Origin of the sequence: Halalkalicoccus sp. CGA53 (assembly GCF_036429475.1) — an archaeon.
Classification (GTDB): Archaea; Halobacteriota; Halobacteria; order Halobacteriales; family Halalkalicoccaceae; genus Natronorarus; species Natronorarus salvus.
On the sequence record NZ_CP144125.1, the window covers coordinates 2,305,452 to 2,321,754 of the forward strand.

Sequence of the window (16,303 nt, forward strand, 5' to 3'; positions counted from 1 at the left end):
GGTATCCGCTTCTCACCCGTCGTATATCAATGTAGTCCCTATACCGGTGATAAGAGACGTTATCTCACTCGGTGGGTCTGTGTCCTCGTTCGATCCTTCACCTTATCCCAATTTTTGGTACTGTCGAACTCGGTTTAGGTGCTACATAGGGGGATATAACCATGGCCTTCGATCGGTCGATCGACCCGCCCACACACGATGTACGGGGCCGAGTTCTCCTCCAGATCACAGTCGGGGGTGGTAGGGTACTCCCTCGGTCGTTGGAGGAGTAAGGGAAATTTTCGTACCGATTGCCGCACTGGTTCCTCGATATTGTGGCGAGCTCCCGTCTCTTCTCGCTGACACACCACCTCCCATTCATGTTCCGCTCGCCAAATCGATCGATAGCGCTACGGAGTACTGGAATCGGATGGTCGGTCCCGTACCACAGAAGCGTCTGAAGGGCTTCAGTTCGTCTTCGGGGCGCGCGGTTCGGCTACTCACTACAATGGCTCCGGTAACACGGAGTGTTCTCCGATAGAGGTATTCTAAATGGTCCTGCGGGCCCATCGAGCGACAGATCGGTCTCTCGGTGAACACACGCCTTCCAGTACTATAGACGGTCACGACACACCATACCGATCTAAACGGGCGATCGCTGCCGAGTCGGTGTCCGAGAGTAGGGCCGCTACAGCGAACGGGGCTACGATGGTATATCGGTTCTCAGCCCCCTTCCCGAAACCTACCGACCTCGAGGCCGTGTAAACAGCGCTCCTCTCGATCACCCGTGATCGGTCGATACCGCTCGACTGGTCGGTGCTCTGGACCTTCAGCGACGCAGGGGACGAACCACCTCCGGAACGGGGTTCCTGCGTCGAGATTCCGGAAGCCACCCGGGTACCCGTAACGATTCCTCTAGAGGGAGGCGTCTCCCTGCGACCGGTTCCGGAACAGCGCTCCTCCGTTCCTCGAACCATGTATGGGAGTGATTACATTCCCAGAATATCAGAATGTGTATAAGGATGTGTGGAACATCGCAATCTGTAAATCTCATAGCGCTATACACAAAACTCGACGAACCGCTCGAACGGCGAGGCGATCAGCCGTAGGTGAGGTTGATCTCGATGACGTTCGCCGCGCGCTCGACGAGTGTCGGGAGTTCCTCGTCGAACCACTCGCCGCGCATCCGGCTCTTCGGCCCGGAGACGCTCACCGCTCCCACGACGGTCTCGGCGGTGACGATCGGTGCGGCCACGCAGTGGAGGCCCTCGAGACGCTCCTCGCGGTCGAAGGCGTAGCCGCGTTCGCGGACCCGTTCGAGCTGCTCGGCGAGTTCGTCCCGATCGGTGATCGTGTACGGCGTACGCGCGGGGAGGCCGTGGCGGTCCAGGATCGTCTCCACTCGCTCCGGAGGGAGGTGGGCGAGGATCGCCTTCCCGAACCCGGTCGTGTGGAGGTACACCCGTTTCCCGGCGTGGGTGTCCATGTGAACGGCGTCCGAACCCTTCGCCTTGTAGAGGAACACGCCACGGCCGTGCTCTTCGACCAGGAGGTTCGCCATCTCGCTCGTCGCCTCCGCGAGCTTGTCGATCTCGGGGGGGCCGATCGTCGCCACCCGTCGTCGCTCCCGGGCGTGCTCGCCGAGTTGGAGGAACCGGAGCCCGACGTCGTAGGCGCCGTCGTGTTTCACCACGTACTCGTTGCGCCAGAGCGTCTGTAAGTGGTTGTGGACCGTACTCTTCGGCAGCCCCACGTGATTCGCGAGCTCCGTCACGCCGGCACCGTCGAGTGCCTGAAGCGCCTCGATGATGCGAAAGCTCGTCTCGGTCGCGTTGACGGTGACCGGCTCGTCTCGCTGCATGATCCGTCTGCGCCTGGGAAACGCATAACCTCTTCGACCGTCTCGACGTTCGGACGAGCTGAACGGCCGCTCGTTCCGGCCGATCGGGGGAATACGAACGGGATCTGTAGATCTCCGCCGGTAGTGTTCCCCCGAGAGCCCGTCCCGACCCGGTTCCCAGCCTTGATAGACGTGACATGCATACTTCTGTAATGGAGCGGAGGGGTCCCTACCGTGCCGATCCGACCACGGATGATGGTCGTCCCGGTCCGCTCGGGCCATTCGTCCCCACTGGAACGTCGTTCTACAGGGGTGAACGGTTCTTCCGACTTCTTCTGTCCGCTCTTTCTGCCGGATAGTCGAGCGTACCGGCGACGAGTGCCGTATCCGTCGGTGGGCAGGCTCAACGAGTGGACGTTCGCGTCGCATCCACCGAGAAAGGGCGTCCGGACCGTGTGAACCTCTGACGAGGAGGGTGATCGTCGACCGCCGTGAGGTAGTTTTATGATGACGCCTGCGGGAGTGGGAGGTGGATCTCACGCATGACAGACGTCACCCTGCGGAGGACGCAGTTAGCAACGCCCGCGAGCGACGAGGGCATGATGGAGAAGGCGGCTTCGAGCGACGCCGACGAGGTCTTCCTCGACCTCGAGGACTCGGTCGCGCCGAACGCGAAGCCCGACGCCCGCGGTCCGCTCGTCGAGGCGGCGAACACCCACGACTGGAGCGGAAAGGTGCTCTCCTATCGGATCAACGGCATCGACACCCAGTGGTGGTACGACGACCTGATCGAGGTCGTGAGCGAGGCCGGCGAGAACATCGACGACATCATCGTTCCGAAGGTCAAGGGCGCGAGCGACATCCACACGGTCGAGAACCTGCTCACCCAGGTCGAGGTCAACGCCGGCCTCGAGGTGGGGGCGATCGGTCTCGAACCCCAGATCGAGGACGGCGAGGGGATGCACAACGTCCACGAGATCGCCCACGCCTCCGATCGCCTCTCGAGCGTGATCTTCGGCCCCGGCGACTACTCCGCCGCGATGGGGACCCCTGGACTCGATATCGGCCAGTTCCCCGACTACCCCGGCCACTACTGGCACTACGCACTGTCTCACTGCAACGCCGCCGCGAAGAGCGCCGGCCTCCCGTGTCTCGACGGCCCGTACGCGGACATCTCGGACGAGCAGGGCTTCCGCGAGTCCTGTTCGAACGCCCGGATGGTCGGCTGTGACGGCAAGTGGGCGATCCACCCTAGCCAGATCGAGATCGCGAACGAGATCTTCGCGCCCGATCCGGAGGTCGCAGAACGCGCCGACCGGATCGTCGAGGCGTACGCCGAGGCGATGGAGGAGGGGAAGGGTGCGGTGAGCGTCGACGGGCAGATGGTCGACGAGGCGACCAACAAGATGGCCCAGGAGATCGTCGCGCGGGCGAAGGCCGCAGACATCCTCTAGCCGGTTTCGATCGCGTTCACTCGAGCGGCCCGACCAGTTCGAGCGTGTGGCCGTCGGGGTCGAGGATGAACGCGGTTCGCGCGCCGGCTTCGGGCTGATCGCCTGGTTCCTTCTCGACGCCGTGGTTCTCGATCCGATCGAACGCCTCGTCGACGTCCTCGACCTTGAACGCGAGGTGGCCGAACGCGTCGCCGTGGTCGTACTCGCTCACACCCTCGGTCTCCGAGAGCTGTACCTCGATCCCGTTCTCGTCGGCGACGTACCGGTGGACGGTGCCGTCGGCCTCGAACCCCCAGGTCTCCTCGAAGCCGAACTGTTCGGTGTAGTACTCGACCGACGCCTCGACGTCGCGTACGTTGAGGTTGGCATGGATGAACTCCATACGTGGGCGACCGTCCCATTCCACATAAGCGTGTGGTGCCGTGGGGGTTCGGGACCGATCGCGGGAGTGGCAGTTCGTCACACGGTGGGTACGTGCACAGGTATTATACCGCTCGCCGCCCGACGGTCGGTAATGGCCGTCGAGAAACCGGAACGAGGGCGGGCGGGACAGGGGAGTACGACCGACACCGGCCGGTCGTCGGTGATCGAGAAACCCTCGGGAGGGATGGCGGAGTTCGCGACGCTGAACGAGGAGCTCGGCCACGACCACCCGGACGTCGAGGAGTACGTCGATCTCGCGGCGGACCTCCGCGACGCGGTGGCGGGGGAGGTCCGCTTCGACGAGTACGCACAGGTGCTCTACGCGACCGACGGGAGCATCTACCAGGCCCGACCGGCCGGCGTCGTCCACCCGACGGACGTCTCCGACGTGCAGGCGGCAGTCCGGATCGCCGCCGACCACGACGTTCCGATCATCGCTCGCGGGGCCGGCTCCTCGCTCGGCGGGCAGGCCGTCGGACCCGGCTGTGTCGTCCTGGAGATGACGACGTACATGGACGGCGTCGTCGAGCTCCGTCCCGAGGAGCGGCGTGCGGTCGTCCAGCCCGGTGTCGTCCAGGACCACTTCGACGAGTACGCCAGCCGGTGGGGGCTGAAGTTCGCGCCCGACCCGGCCTCCTCGAACCGGGCGACGATCGGCGGCGGCCTCGGCAACAACTCGACGGGCGCACACTCGGTCCGTTACGGGATCAGCGACGCCTACACGGAGGAGCTGAAGGTCGTGCTCGCCGACGGCTCGCTGATCCACACCCGCGAGGTGGTCCTCGACGGCGAGGAGTGGGAGGAGATCGTGGCGAAGGGGGACAGGGAGGCGGCGATCTACGAGACGATCCGGGGGCTGGTCGAGGAGAATCGGGACGAGATCGGCGAGAAGTACCCCGACCTCAAACGGAACGTCTCGGGGTACAACCTCCAGAAGGTGATCTACGAGAACCGCGAGGGAGAGGAGGTGATCAACCTCTCGAAGCTACTGGTCGGCTCGGAGTCCACCCTCGGCGTGATCGTCGAGGCCGAGATCAGTCTCGTCACCGTTCCCGAGGAGACCTCGCTCGCGCTCTACTGTTTCTCCGACCTGATCGAGGCGCTCGCGGCGGTGCCCGAGGCACTCGAGTTCGACACGAGCGCCGTGGAGCTGATGGACGCCGAGGTCTTCAGACTGGCTCGCGGCTCCGAACAGTTCGCGAAGTACGAGGAGCCGATCCCCGACGGCACGGAAGCGGCGCTGATGCTCGAGTTCGACTCCGAACTCCACGAGGACCTCGGAGAGCCCATCCGGCGGACGAACGCCCACTTCGTCGACGAGGGCGACGCGTTCGACGTGCTCGAAGCCTACACCGACGAGGACCAGGCGGACATCTGGAAGCTCCGGAAGGCGGCGATCCCGCTGCTGATGGCGCTCGAGGGCGATCCGAAACCCTACCCGTTCATCGAGGACGCGACGGTCCCGCCCGCGGAACTCGCCGAGTACGTCGGGGAGTTCGAGCGCGTGCTCGACGAGCACGGAACCTCGGCGGCCTACTTCGCCCACGCCGGCAGCGGGACGCTCCACATCCGGCCGATCCTCAATCTCAAAGACGGCGAGGGGATCGAGACGATGCGCTCGATCTCGGAGGACGTCACCGACCTCGTCCTGGAGCGCCACGGCTCCTTTTCCGGTGAACACGGCGACGGCCTGGCTCGCACCCAGTTCAACCCGAAGATGTACGGGCCGGCACTCTGGGAGGCGTTCAAGGAGGTGAAGACGGTCTTCGACCCCGACTGGCGGCTGAACCCCGGGAAGGTCGTCTATCGCGAGGACGACCCGACCGACATGCGCGAGAACCTCCGGTACGGGACAGAGTACCACTCGATCGAGCCACAGACGAAACTCGACTTCTCCGCGGAAGGTGGCTTCTCACACCTCGTCGAGCTCTGTAACGGCTGTGGGACCTGCCGGCAGACCGACGACGTGATGTGTCCCACCTACCGGGGTATGAAAGACGAGATCGCTACCACGCGCGGGCGGGCGAACATGCTCCGGGCGGCGATCTCGGGGGAGATCCCGACCGAGGAGCTGTACTCCGAGCGGTTCCAGGAGGAGGTGCTCGACCTCTGTGTCGGCTGCAAGGGCTGTAAGTCCGACTGTCCGACCGGCGTCGACCTCGCGAAGCTCAAGGCCGAGGTGAAACACGGCTACCACGAGCGTGAGGGCTCGGACCTCAGAACGAAGCTCTTCGCGAACATCGACCGGCTCTCGTGGCTCGGGAGCAGACTCGCGCCGGTCTCGAACCTCGGCCCGAAGCTCCCGGGTTCGCGCGTCGTGATGAAGACGGTGGCGGGGATCGCCCCCGACCGGAAGCTCCCGCCGTTCCGCCGCGAGTCGCTGGCCGACTGGTACGAAAAGCGCGGTCCGCGCATCGACGAGCGGGAAGCCGACCGGAAGGTGCTGCTCTTTCCGGACACGTACACGAACTACAGCTACCCCGAACCCGGGAAGGCGGCGATCCGCGTGCTCGAAGCAGCGGGCGTACACGTGCGGATACCCGACGAGTGTGGGCCGAGCGGTCGGGCGGCGTACTCCGTCGGTCTGCTCGACCAGGCCGAAGAGCGCGCACGGACGAACGTCGACGCACTCGGCGGCTACGTGGAGGACGGCTGGGACGTCGTGGCGATCGAACCCTCCGACGCCGTCGTCTTCCAGGACGAGTACACCTACCTGATTCCGGGTACCGAGACCGAACGGGTCGCCGAGTCGGCCTACGGGATCATGGAGTACCTCGACGAACACCGCCTGATCGACGGGCTGGTCGAGCACGACCGGCTGATGGTCCCGACTGAAACGCTCAGCTACCACGGCCACTGCCACCAGAAGTCCACCGGGAAGGACCACCACGCGGTGGGGGTGCTCGCGCGGGCGGGCTACGACGTGGACGTGCTCGACACGAGCTGCTGTGGGATGGCCGGCTCGTTCGGTTACGAGGCAGAACACTACGACCTCTCGAAGGCGATCGCGGCCGACCTCTTCGAGAAGATCGACGCCAGCGAGGGCGAGACGGTGATCGCCCCGGGCGGATCGTGTCGGAGCCAGATCGGCGACCGCGACGGGGAGACCGAGAACCCCCCGCACCCGATCGAGATGGTCGAAGCGGTGCTGACGCCGTAGCTCGCCTCGGGGGGTTTTTTCTCCCGGTTCTCTCGAAATCAACCCTAATAGTTATGATCGACGGCTGAGCAGGTGAGCGTGAGCTGTTCACAATGATCAGGTACGCGACATCGGAGTCGGGAACCGGTGATCGAGCATGGTGATGGACGTGATCACGGCCTCGTTGCCGCTGGTGGTGGTGGCGGTGTTGCTCGTCGGCCTGCTCTGGCCGGCGACGCGGGCGATGCCGATCGCGTGGGCGGTCGCGCTCTTCGTCGGTTTCCTCTTCTGGAACAACCCGCCCGGGTGGCTCGCGGCGGCGTCGATCGTCGGCGTGATGACGGCGCTCGAGATCCTCTGGATCGTCTTCGGTGCGCTGGTGTTGCTCTACACGCTGATGCAGGCAGGGGCGTTCGACCGGATCAACGCGGGCTTCGCAGCCGTTTCGGAGGACAGACGGGTACAGATCGTCCTCCTGGCGTTCTTCCTCGCGACGTTCATCGAGGGGGCGGCCGGCTTCGGGACGCCCGCGGCGGTCGTCGCACCGCTTCTGCTCGGCCTGGGGTTCCCCGCGCTCGCGGCAGTGATCGCAGCACTGATCGGCCACATCATCGCCGTCACCTACGGCGCGGTCGGGACGCCGATCATCGTCGGCATCCAGGACCCGCTCGAGATCTACGAGGACGCGATCGTCAACGACGGTGGGATGAGCGTCGTCGAGTACTCACAGGAGGTCGCGGCGTGGGCGGCGACGTACCACGCGCTCGTCGGCTTCGTCATGCCGCTGTTCGCCGTCGGGATGGTCGTCTACTTCTTCAGCCCGAAAGACGAGCGCTCGATCGGGCCCGCGCTCAGCGTCTGGCCGCTCTGTCTGTTCGCCGGGATCTCCTTCGCGATCCCCTACTGGATCTCCGCGTGGTTCATCACGCCGGAGTTCCCGTCGCTGATCGGCGCGATGGTCGGCGGTGCGATCACCGTCTCGGTGCTCAGAGCCGGCTACCTGCTCCCCGACGACGACTGGGAGTTCCCGCCGAGAGAGGAGTGGCCCGACCACTGGGTCGGCACGATCGAACCCGGCGAGAACGGCGGCAGGAACGGTCGTGGCCCGGAGGAGGCGGTCGTCTCCGACGGCGGCACCCTCAGGGCTCCGGAGATGTCGCTGGCGAAGGCGTGGTCCCCCTACGTCATCCTCATCGTCCTGCTGGTCCTCACGCGCGTGATCGACCCGATCTCGGAGTTCATCACGAACCCGGATATCGGCGTGACCGTCGGATCGTTCACCGTCGGGATGGTGATCGCGTGGGAGCCGATCCTCGGCTTCGAGGGGCTCGCCGGTGACATCGGCTGGGTCAACGCGCCCGGCTTCTGGCTGATCGTCAGCGCGCTCGTCGCGATCGGCATCTTCGGGATGAACGGCGGAGAGGTGAGCGCCGCGTGGCGCGAGGCGGCCGAGAAGCTCGTCTCGCCCTTCATCGCGCTCGTCTTCGTCATCGCGATGGTGCAGGTGATGATCCAGTCGGCGGGCGCCCCCGGCGCACCCGACGCGAGCATGATCGAGGTGCTCGCCATCGCGACCGCGAACGTCACCGGGCCGGCCTACCCCGGCCTCGCCGCGCTGATCGGGGCGCTCGCCGCCGCGATGGTCGGCTCGAACACCGTCTCGAACATCACGTTCGGCGGCTTCCAGTTCACCGCGGCGCACGAACTCGACCTGCCGAGTCAGATCGTCGTCGGCACGCAGGCGGTCGGCGGCGCGATCGGCAACCTCGTCGCGATCCACAACATCGTCGCGGCGCTCGCGACCGTCGGCCTCGTCGGCCAGGAGGGTCGTGTGATCCGGCTGAACCTCATCCCGCTGTTTTACTACGCGGTGATGGTCGGGTTCTGGGCGCTGCTGTTCGTCTACGTCATGCCCGACGTTTGGCCGGCCGTCTTCGACGTCTACTGACCGTCGAACCGGCTTCGAAAACCCTCCTCACACTATTCGGGTGCGATCAGCTCGACCGGGTGGATCGGCTCTCTCGTCATGAGGTCGTCCAGCTGATCGGTACAGGAGGTGCCGCTCGTGAGGACGATCCGATCCCGTTCGCCCGGCTGCTCGAACTGCTCCACCAGATCGTAGCCGATGTCGAGCGCGAGGTCGTAGTACTGGCTCTTGTAGCCGAACGAGCCGGCCATCCCACAGCACTCGACCTCCGAGGTGAGCACGTCGTAGCCCAGCCGTGAGAGGACGGCTTCGGTGTAGCCCTCGAGGTTCAACGAGCGCTGCTGGCAGTGGCTGTGGTAGGCGACGCGGTCGTCTCCGGTTCGAAGTGCTTCCTCGTTCGCGCCGTTCTCGAGCAGGCCGAAGACGTACTCCAGTACCTCGTAACTGTTCTCGTCCAGCCGCTCGAACGAGCGCTCGGGCAGGAAGTGTTCGTAGTCCGCGCGGAACATCGCGAGGTCGCTCGGCTCGATCACGACGATATCCCCCCCGGAATCGACGTGTTCGGCGAGCGCGCCGTAGACCGCGCTCGCCGCTTCGTCCGCCGTCGCGAGCATCCCCTGGCTGAGCGGCGCGCGACCGCTCTCCGGGACCTCGGGCACCCGCACGTGGACGCCGAGCGCCTCGAGCGTTCGTACCGCCGCTTTCCCCCGGTCGACGGCCACGTAGTTCGTGTAGGCGTCGGCGTAGAGCACCGCCTCTCGGTCGGCGTCGACCGCGTCCACGCGGGGGCCACCGCGCCCCTCGAACCAGTCGACGAGCGTCTCGCGCCGAAACGTCGGGAGCGGCCGCCGTCGGTCGATCCCGAAGAGGCGTTCCATCGCGATCCTCGCCGGCGGCAGGGACCCGATCCAGTTCGAGACCGGCGCGGACGCGCTCCCCAGCCTCGCGAGCGTCCCGTAGTTGCCGAACAGCCGTTTCTGGAGGTCGGGACCGCCCTCCTCGGCGTCGGGGACGAGTCCGTCGACGAGGAAGTCGAACCCCTCTCCCCTCCCGTGGTTGATCCGATCCCGCACCACCTCGTTGATCCACGGGATGTCGATCTTCACCGGACAGGCCGGGACACACCGCGAACACCCCGTACAGAGGTCGTTGAACTCGGCTGCCGAATCGAGCCCGTGGACGCCGGCCTCCCAGCCGGTCGCGATGCCGCCCGAGTAGGTCTCGCCGCCGAAGGCGTGGCCGCCGACGTGCTGGAAGTTCGCACACGTGTTCGAACACGCCGCACACCGGATGCAGTAGAGCGTCTCGCATAGGTGGGTGTCCTCGCGCATCGCCATCCGGCCGTTGTCGAGCAGGACGAGGTGGAACTCCCGCTCGGCGTCCGACCCCCCGAACCCCGGGACGTCGGGTGACTCGAAGTCGATCGGCGGGCTCTCGACCGGGGGCGTCAGCAGCGAGACGTAGGAGGTGAGGTCCTGGCCGGTGCCCGACCGGCCGATCAGCTCGACGAACGGCGCGAGGTCCTCGAACCGGGGGACGATCTTCTCGACGCCCGCGAGCGCGACGTGCGTGTCCGGCGCGACCGCCGACTTCCGGGCGTTGCCCTCGCTGGTCACGAGCATCATCGTACCCGACTCCGCGACGAGGAAGTTCGCGCCGGTCATTCCGACGTCCGCCCCCGTCACCTTCTCGAGGAGGTACTCCCGGGCGAACATCGTGAGCTCCTCCGCCGTCTCCGGGGGATCGTCGGGCTCGAAGACCTCCTCGATCAGCCGGGCGATCTCATCGCGGGACTTGTGGATCGCGGGCGCGACGATGTGCGAGGGGTCTTCCTCGGCGATCTGGAGGACGAACTCCGCGAGGTCGGTCTCGGTGACCTCGATGCCCGCTCGCTCTAGGTGCTCGTTCACCTCGATCTCCTCCGAGGTCATCGACTTCGATTTCACCAGCGTCTCCGCACCTCGTTCGGCAAAGACCTCCTCGATGTAGCGGTTCGCGTCTGCGGCGTCGCTCGCCAGGTAGACGTGGCCGCCGTTCTCCTCGACGCTCTCGGTGAGCTCGTCGATCAGCTCGGGAAGCCGCTCGATCGCGTCCTCTTTGATCTCACGAGCGCGGTCTTTCAGCTCCTCGTAGTCGTCCAGTTCCGCGACCGAGTCGTATCGTCCTCGGTTGAAGACGGCCGTGTTCGCCTGCACCGAGTCGCCCTCGGTCTCGAGGAGCTCCCTGAGCCTCGCGGCGGTCTCGGCTCGGTCGGCGCTCACAGCCCCTCCACGAGCAGCACGTCGACCGTCTTCGGGCCGTGTGCGCCCCGGACGAGTTCGCCCATGTCGGCGGTCGCGCTCGGTCCCGTCGCGACGATCGCGCTGGCTCTCGCCTCGCCCACCTCCTCCGAGAGCCGCGAGAACGCCGTCGGGATATCTCGTACTATATCGCTCTCGGCGAGGACGGCGACGTGGTGATCGCAGAAGACGCTCACCTGTTCGCTCCCGTCTTCGGTGGCGGGCAGCACGAGCGAGCCGTACTCGGCGACCGCGAAGGAGGCGGCGGTCACGCCGGTTACCGCCTCCTCCAGCTCCCGCGGACTCGGATCGAGCGTCACCGTCTCCGGGAGGCCGAGTCCCTCGAACGGGAGTCTCGCGCCGACCGCCGGCTCGGAGACCAGCTCGGACAGCGTCGCCTCGAAGCCCGGGGGATCGGTTCGCGAGAGCCCAACGTCGAGGGCCGCGAGCGAGCGTTCGAACGCCCCCTGCGTGTGTGTCGTTGCCATGTCCCCGCCTTAGGGCGGAGCCGTTTCACTCTTTCTTCGGCGACCGGGGTTCGACGGTCGTCGAATCCGCTTCCCGCTACCGACGACACCTTTTTGAGACGGGCGGGGCATCTCACGGTATGTCACTCGAAGACGACGCGTTGGAGTACCACCGGACCGACCCGCCGGGGAAGATCGAGATCGCGACGACCAAGCCGACGAACACCCAGCGCGACCTCAGCCTCGCCTACTCGCCGGGGGTCGCCCGCCCGTGTGAGGTGATCGCCGAGAGCCCCGAGGACGTCTACACCTACACCGCGAAGGGCAACCTCGTCTGCGTCGTCTCGAACGGGACCGCCGTACTGGGTCTCGGAGACATCGGCGCCGCCGCCTCGAAACCCGTGATGGAGGGCAAGGGGGTACTGTTCAAGCGCTTCGCCGACATCGACGTCTTCGACATCGAACTCGACACCACGGACACGGAGGAGTTCGTCCGCGCGGTGGAGCTGATGGAGCCCACCTTCGGCGGCGTGAACCTAGAGGACATCAAGGCGCCCGAGTGTTTCGAGATCGAGGAGCGGCTCAGAGACAGCATGTCGATCCCGGTCTTCCACGACGATCAGCACGGCACGGCGATCATCTCCGGGGCGGCGCTGTTGAACGCCGCCGAACTCGCCGGGAAGGAGCTCTCGGAACTCTCGGTCGTCTTCTCGGGCGCGGGCGCGAGCGCGCTCGCGAGCGCCCGCTTCTACGTCTCGCTCGGGGTACGCAGAGAGAACATCACGATGTGTGACTCCTCGGGGATCATCACCGAGTCACGAGCGGAGGAGGTCAACGAGTACAAACGCGAGTTCGCGAGCGATCGCGAGGAAGGGGGACTCGCCGACGCGATGGAGGGTGCGGACGTGCTCGTCGGGCTCTCGATCGCCGGCATCGTCAGCCAGGAGATGGTCCGGTCGATGGCCGAGAACCCGATCATCTTCGCGATGGCGAACCCCGACCCGGAGATCACGTACGAGGACGCGAAGGTCGCCCGCGAGGACACCGTGATTATGGCGACCGGGCGTTCGGACTACCCGAACCAGGTGAACAACGTCATCGGCTTCCCGTTCATCTTCCGGGGCGCGCTCGACGTTCGCGCGACCGAGATCAACGAGGCGATGAAGATCGCGTGTGCGGAGGCGATCGCCGACCTCGCGAAACAGGACGTCCCCGATGCAGTTGTAAAGGCCTACGGCGGCGACGAGCCGCTCCAGTTCGGTCCCGAGTATATCATCCCGAAGCCGGTCGATCCCAGGGTGCTGTTCGAACTCTCGCCGGCGGTCGCGCAGGCCGCAATGGACAGCGGCGCTGCTCGAAAGGAGATCGACATCGAGGCGTACAGGGAGGAGCTCGAAGCCCGCCTCGGCAAGTCGAGGGAGATGATGCGCGTCGTCCTGAACAAGGCCAAGAGCGAACCCAAACGCCTCGCGCTCGCCGAGGGCGAGGACGAGAAGATGATCCGCGCGGCCTACCAGATCGAGGAGGAGGGGATCGCGGAGCCGGTGCTGCTCGGCGAGCGCGCGGATATCGAGCGGACGATCGCCCGGCTGGGCCTCGAGTACGAACCCGAGGTCGTCGACCTCTCGGAGGGACGGCTCGACGGCTACGCCGACGCGCTCTACGAGAAGCGAAAGCGAAAGGGGATCACGCGAAGCGAGGCCGAGGACCTGGTCCGGACCGACTCGAACTACCTCGGGAGCGTGCTCGTCGAGCGGGGGGAGGCCGACGCGATGCTGACCGGGCTCACGCATCACTACCCGACGGCGCTCCGCCCGCCGCTGCAGGTGATCGGCACCGCCGAGGACGTGAACTACGCCGCCGGCGTCTACATGCTCGCCTTCCAGAACCAGGTCGTCTTCCTCGCCGACGCGACGGTGAACCAGAATCCCGACGAGGAAGTGCTCGCGGAGGTGACGAAACAGACGGCGAAGCTCGCCCGTCGGTTCAACGTCGAACCCCGGGCGGCGATGCTCTCGTACTCGAACTTCGGGAGCGTCGACAACGAGGGGACGCGAAAGCCCCGCGACGCGGCGCGGCTCCTCAGGGAGGACCCGACCGTCGACTTCCCGGTCGACGGCGAGATGCAGGCCGATACGGCGGTAGTAGAGGAGATCCTCACCGGGACGTACGAGTTCTCCGAACTCGAGGAGCCGGCGAACGTGCTCGTCTTCCCGAACCTCGAGGCCGGCAACATCGCGTACAAACTCCTCCAGCGTCTCGGCGGGGCGGAGGCGACGGGCCCGATGCTCGTCGGGATGGACAAGCCGGTCCACGTGCTCCAGCGCGGCGACGAGGTGAAGGACATCGTCAACCTCGCCGCCGTCGCCGTCGTCGACGCCCAGGAGGAATGAGCGACCAGCGGGAACCGGACGGCTCCGCCGCCCGGGAAAGCGGTAAGACACACACCCGACGAAGCGACTAAACGGCCCGGCGTGCTCTCCCCGAACGTCCGATGCGTCTCGACGACAACGACCGCTCGATAACCGTCTTCACCGCGCTCGCCCACGGGGTGTTTCACACCTACGAGCTGTCGATCCCGATCTTCATCGTCATCTGGCTCGACGTCTTCGACGTCTCCGCAGCGGTACTCGGCCTGGTCGTCGGCCTCGGCTACGGGCTGATCGGCGTCGGCGCGGTCCCGAGCGGCGTACTCGCGGATCGCTACGGCTCGCGCCGGCTGATCGTCGTCTCCGTGGTCGGGATGGGCGGGGGCTTTCTCGCGCTCTCGGTCTCGCCGAGCGTCCACACGCTCGCACTCGCCATCGTCGTCTGGGGAGCTGCGGCGAGCGTCTACCACCCGGCGGGGCTCTCGCTGATCAGCCGCGGGGCGCGAGAGCGCGGGACGGTCTTCGCCTACCACGGCGTCGGCGGCAACGTCGGTACCGCGCTCGGTCCGCTGCTCGCGGCGCTCGCGCTCGTCTTCCTCGACTGGCGGCTCGTCGCCGCGCTGCTCGTGGTTCCGGCGGTCGTCGTCGTCGTCCTCGGCTCGACCATCGACTTCGAGACCGACCGCTACGCCGAGGACGAGGCCGTCACCGACGGCGGGGACGGGGAGAGCGAGGACGAGCCCGAACGCGAAGGGGTCGAGGAGTGGGAGTCGCTCACGCTCGAGAGCTTCCTCGCCGACTCCCGCAAACTGTTCACCCTCGGGTTCGCGCTCACGTTCGTCGTCGTCATGCTCTACGGCACCTACTACCGCGGCCTGCTCACCTTCCTCCCCGACATGATCGCCGACCTGCCCGGCTTCGAACCGTACACCGTGATGGGCCAGACCGCCGAACCCGGCCAGTACGTCTACAGCGGCCTGCTGATGATCGGCATCCTCGGCCAGTACGCCGGCGGCAGGGTGACGGATCTGGTCCGCACGGAGTACGCGCTGTTCGCGACGCTCGCCGTGCTCTCGGTGACGGCGTTCGCCTTTCTCCCCGTGGCGAGCGTCGGCGTCGCCCCCTTCCTGCTGCTCTGTGCGGTGCTCGGCTTCTGTCTCTACGCGACCGCCCCGATCTACCAGGTCGTCATCGCGGAGTACGCCGCGGCGGACGTCCACGGCCTCTCCTACGGCTACACCTATCTCGGGATGTTCGGCGTCGGCGCGGCGGGCGCCGCCATCGCCGGCGCGCTGCTCACCTACGCGGACTCCGCGGCGCTCTTTCTCACCCTCGGCTCGGTCGCGCTCGTCGCCGCGGCGCTCACGCTCGTCGTCTATCGTCTCGGCGAGAGGTAATCCACCCGAGCTACGCCACCCTGTTCCGTAGCTTCTCGCCCGTTCGGTAGCGCCGGACGTTCTCGGCCACCAGCTCCGCGATGTCGAGGTGATACCGGTTCGTCGCCGACCCCTTGTGCGGCGTGAGTATCACCTCGTCCATCCCCCACAGCGGCGACTCCTCGGGAAGGGGTTCGGTCTCGAAGACGTCCAGACCCGCCCCGGCGATCTCGCCGGATTCGAGCGCGGAGACCAGCGCCCCCTCGTCGACGATCGGGCCGCGGGCGACGTTGATCAAGTAGGCGTCCTCGCGCATCGTCTCGAACTCGGGTGCAGAGAACAGCCCGTCGGTCGCGGGCGTGTGTGGCAGCGCGATTGCGACGAACTTCGCACCCGAGATCGCCTCGTGGAGCTCGTCCGGGTGGTAGGTCCGCTCGACGCCGGGTACCGAGTCCTCCGAGCGACGCACGCCGACGACCTCCATCCCGAGACCGGCACCGCGTTCGGCGATCCCCTGCCCGATCGTCCCGAGGCCGACGACGCAGAGCCGTTCGTTCTCGACCGTGAACGGTCGCTCGTACTCCGGGGAGTACCACTCGCCTGCGAGCTGGTGATCCCGATAGCGGTGAAAGAGCCGGGCGAACGAGAGGGCGAAGCCGATCGCCACCTCCCCGACGGTCGCGCCGTGGATCCCCGAACTGTTCGTCAGCGGGATCCCCTCCCGTTCGTAGGCAGCGATGTCGAACTCGTCGTAGCCCGCCCGCGCGCAGTGGACCCAGCCAGCATCGAGGTACTCCGGTCGCGGGACGTACGAGACCACCGCGTCGGTCTCGTCGTAGCTCTCGCCGTCGCCGACGAGTTCCGCCGGGATCGGGAGGTCGGCGAACGCCTCCACGAACGGCTTCTTCGGGATGACCGCCTCGACGGATTCGTGTACGTACAGCTGTCCGAGTTCGGGTCGCTCGTTCATGGTAGCTGCAGGTATGTGTCCGATTTGAGCGTTGTGGAACGGGCGCTTCCACGAGAGACGGCCCACCGGCCGAACCTACA

General features: G+C 66.4%; 10 protein-coding genes. 5 read left to right on the forward strand and 5 right to left on the reverse strand.

The window, feature by feature from the left end; genetic code table 11:
• Window positions 1-1,078: 1,078 nt before the first annotated feature.
• Window positions 1,079-1,840 (reverse strand): IclR family transcriptional regulator, encoded by a 762-nt coding sequence (locus V2L32_RS13620; protein WP_331232990.1) that lies wholly within the window; start codon window positions 1,838-1,840, stop codon window positions 1,079-1,081.
• Window positions 1,841-2,361: 521 nt separating this feature from the next.
• Here V2L32_RS13620 and V2L32_RS13625 point away from each other — a divergent pair.
• Entirely contained in the window at window positions 2,362-3,273 is a 912-nt protein-coding gene (locus V2L32_RS13625) for an HpcH/HpaI aldolase/citrate lyase family protein (RefSeq protein ID WP_331232991.1), read from the forward strand.
• Window positions 3,274-3,289: 16 nt separating this feature from the next.
• On the opposite strand, the gene V2L32_RS13630 is transcribed toward V2L32_RS13625, so the two are convergent.
• Entirely contained in the window at window positions 3,290-3,655 is a 366-nt protein-coding gene (locus tag V2L32_RS13630; protein ID WP_331232992.1) for a VOC family protein, read from the reverse strand.
• A gap of 225 nt (window positions 3,656-3,880) precedes the next feature.
• Between V2L32_RS13630 and V2L32_RS13635 the strand changes: the two genes are divergently transcribed.
• Window positions 3,881-6,856, forward strand: a complete 2,976-nt coding sequence (locus tag V2L32_RS13635; protein ID WP_331236615.1) for an FAD-binding and (Fe-S)-binding domain-containing protein — start codon at window positions 3,881-3,883, stop codon at window positions 6,854-6,856.
• Between the two features lie 136 nt (window positions 6,857-6,992).
• Window positions 6,993-8,783, forward strand: coding sequence for an L-lactate permease (locus tag V2L32_RS13640; RefSeq protein WP_409348373.1), 1,791 nt, complete (start codon window positions 6,993-6,995; stop codon window positions 8,781-8,783).
• A 32-nt stretch (window positions 8,784-8,815) separates the two neighbouring features.
• Here V2L32_RS13640 and V2L32_RS13645 read toward each other — a convergent pair whose 3' ends face one another.
• Both V2L32_RS13645 and V2L32_RS13650 read right to left on the reverse strand, forming a co-directional pair.
• Entirely contained in the window at window positions 8,816-11,023 is a 2,208-nt protein-coding gene (locus tag V2L32_RS13645) for an LUD domain-containing protein (protein WP_331232994.1), read from the reverse strand.
• Window positions 11,020-11,529, reverse strand: coding sequence for an LUD domain-containing protein (locus tag V2L32_RS13650; protein WP_331232995.1), 510 nt, complete (start codon window positions 11,527-11,529; stop codon window positions 11,020-11,022). The genes V2L32_RS13645 and V2L32_RS13650 overlap by 4 nt, the downstream gene beginning before the upstream one ends.
• Window positions 11,530-11,648: 119 nt before the next feature.
• On the opposite strand from V2L32_RS13650, the gene V2L32_RS13655 reads away from it, so the two are divergent.
• Together V2L32_RS13655 and V2L32_RS13660 are read left to right on the forward strand one after the other, a co-directional pair.
• A complete protein-coding gene (locus tag V2L32_RS13655) occupies window positions 11,649-13,901 on the forward strand; it encodes an NADP-dependent malic enzyme (RefSeq protein ID WP_331232996.1) in 2,253 nt (750 codons plus the stop codon).
• Between the two features lie 101 nt (window positions 13,902-14,002).
• Window positions 14,003-15,274 carry an MFS transporter gene (locus V2L32_RS13660; RefSeq protein WP_331232997.1) on the forward strand — a complete coding sequence of 424 codons (1,272 nt, stop codon included), beginning with the start codon at window positions 14,003-14,005 and terminating at the stop codon, window positions 15,272-15,274.
• A gap of 10 nt (window positions 15,275-15,284) precedes the next feature.
• On the opposite strand, the gene ddh is transcribed toward V2L32_RS13660, so the two are convergent.
• Window positions 15,285-16,223, reverse strand: a complete 939-nt coding sequence (gene ddh, locus V2L32_RS13665) for a D-2-hydroxyacid dehydrogenase (protein ID WP_331232999.1) — start codon at window positions 16,221-16,223, stop codon at window positions 15,285-15,287.
• Window positions 16,224-16,303 lie beyond the last annotated feature (80 nt).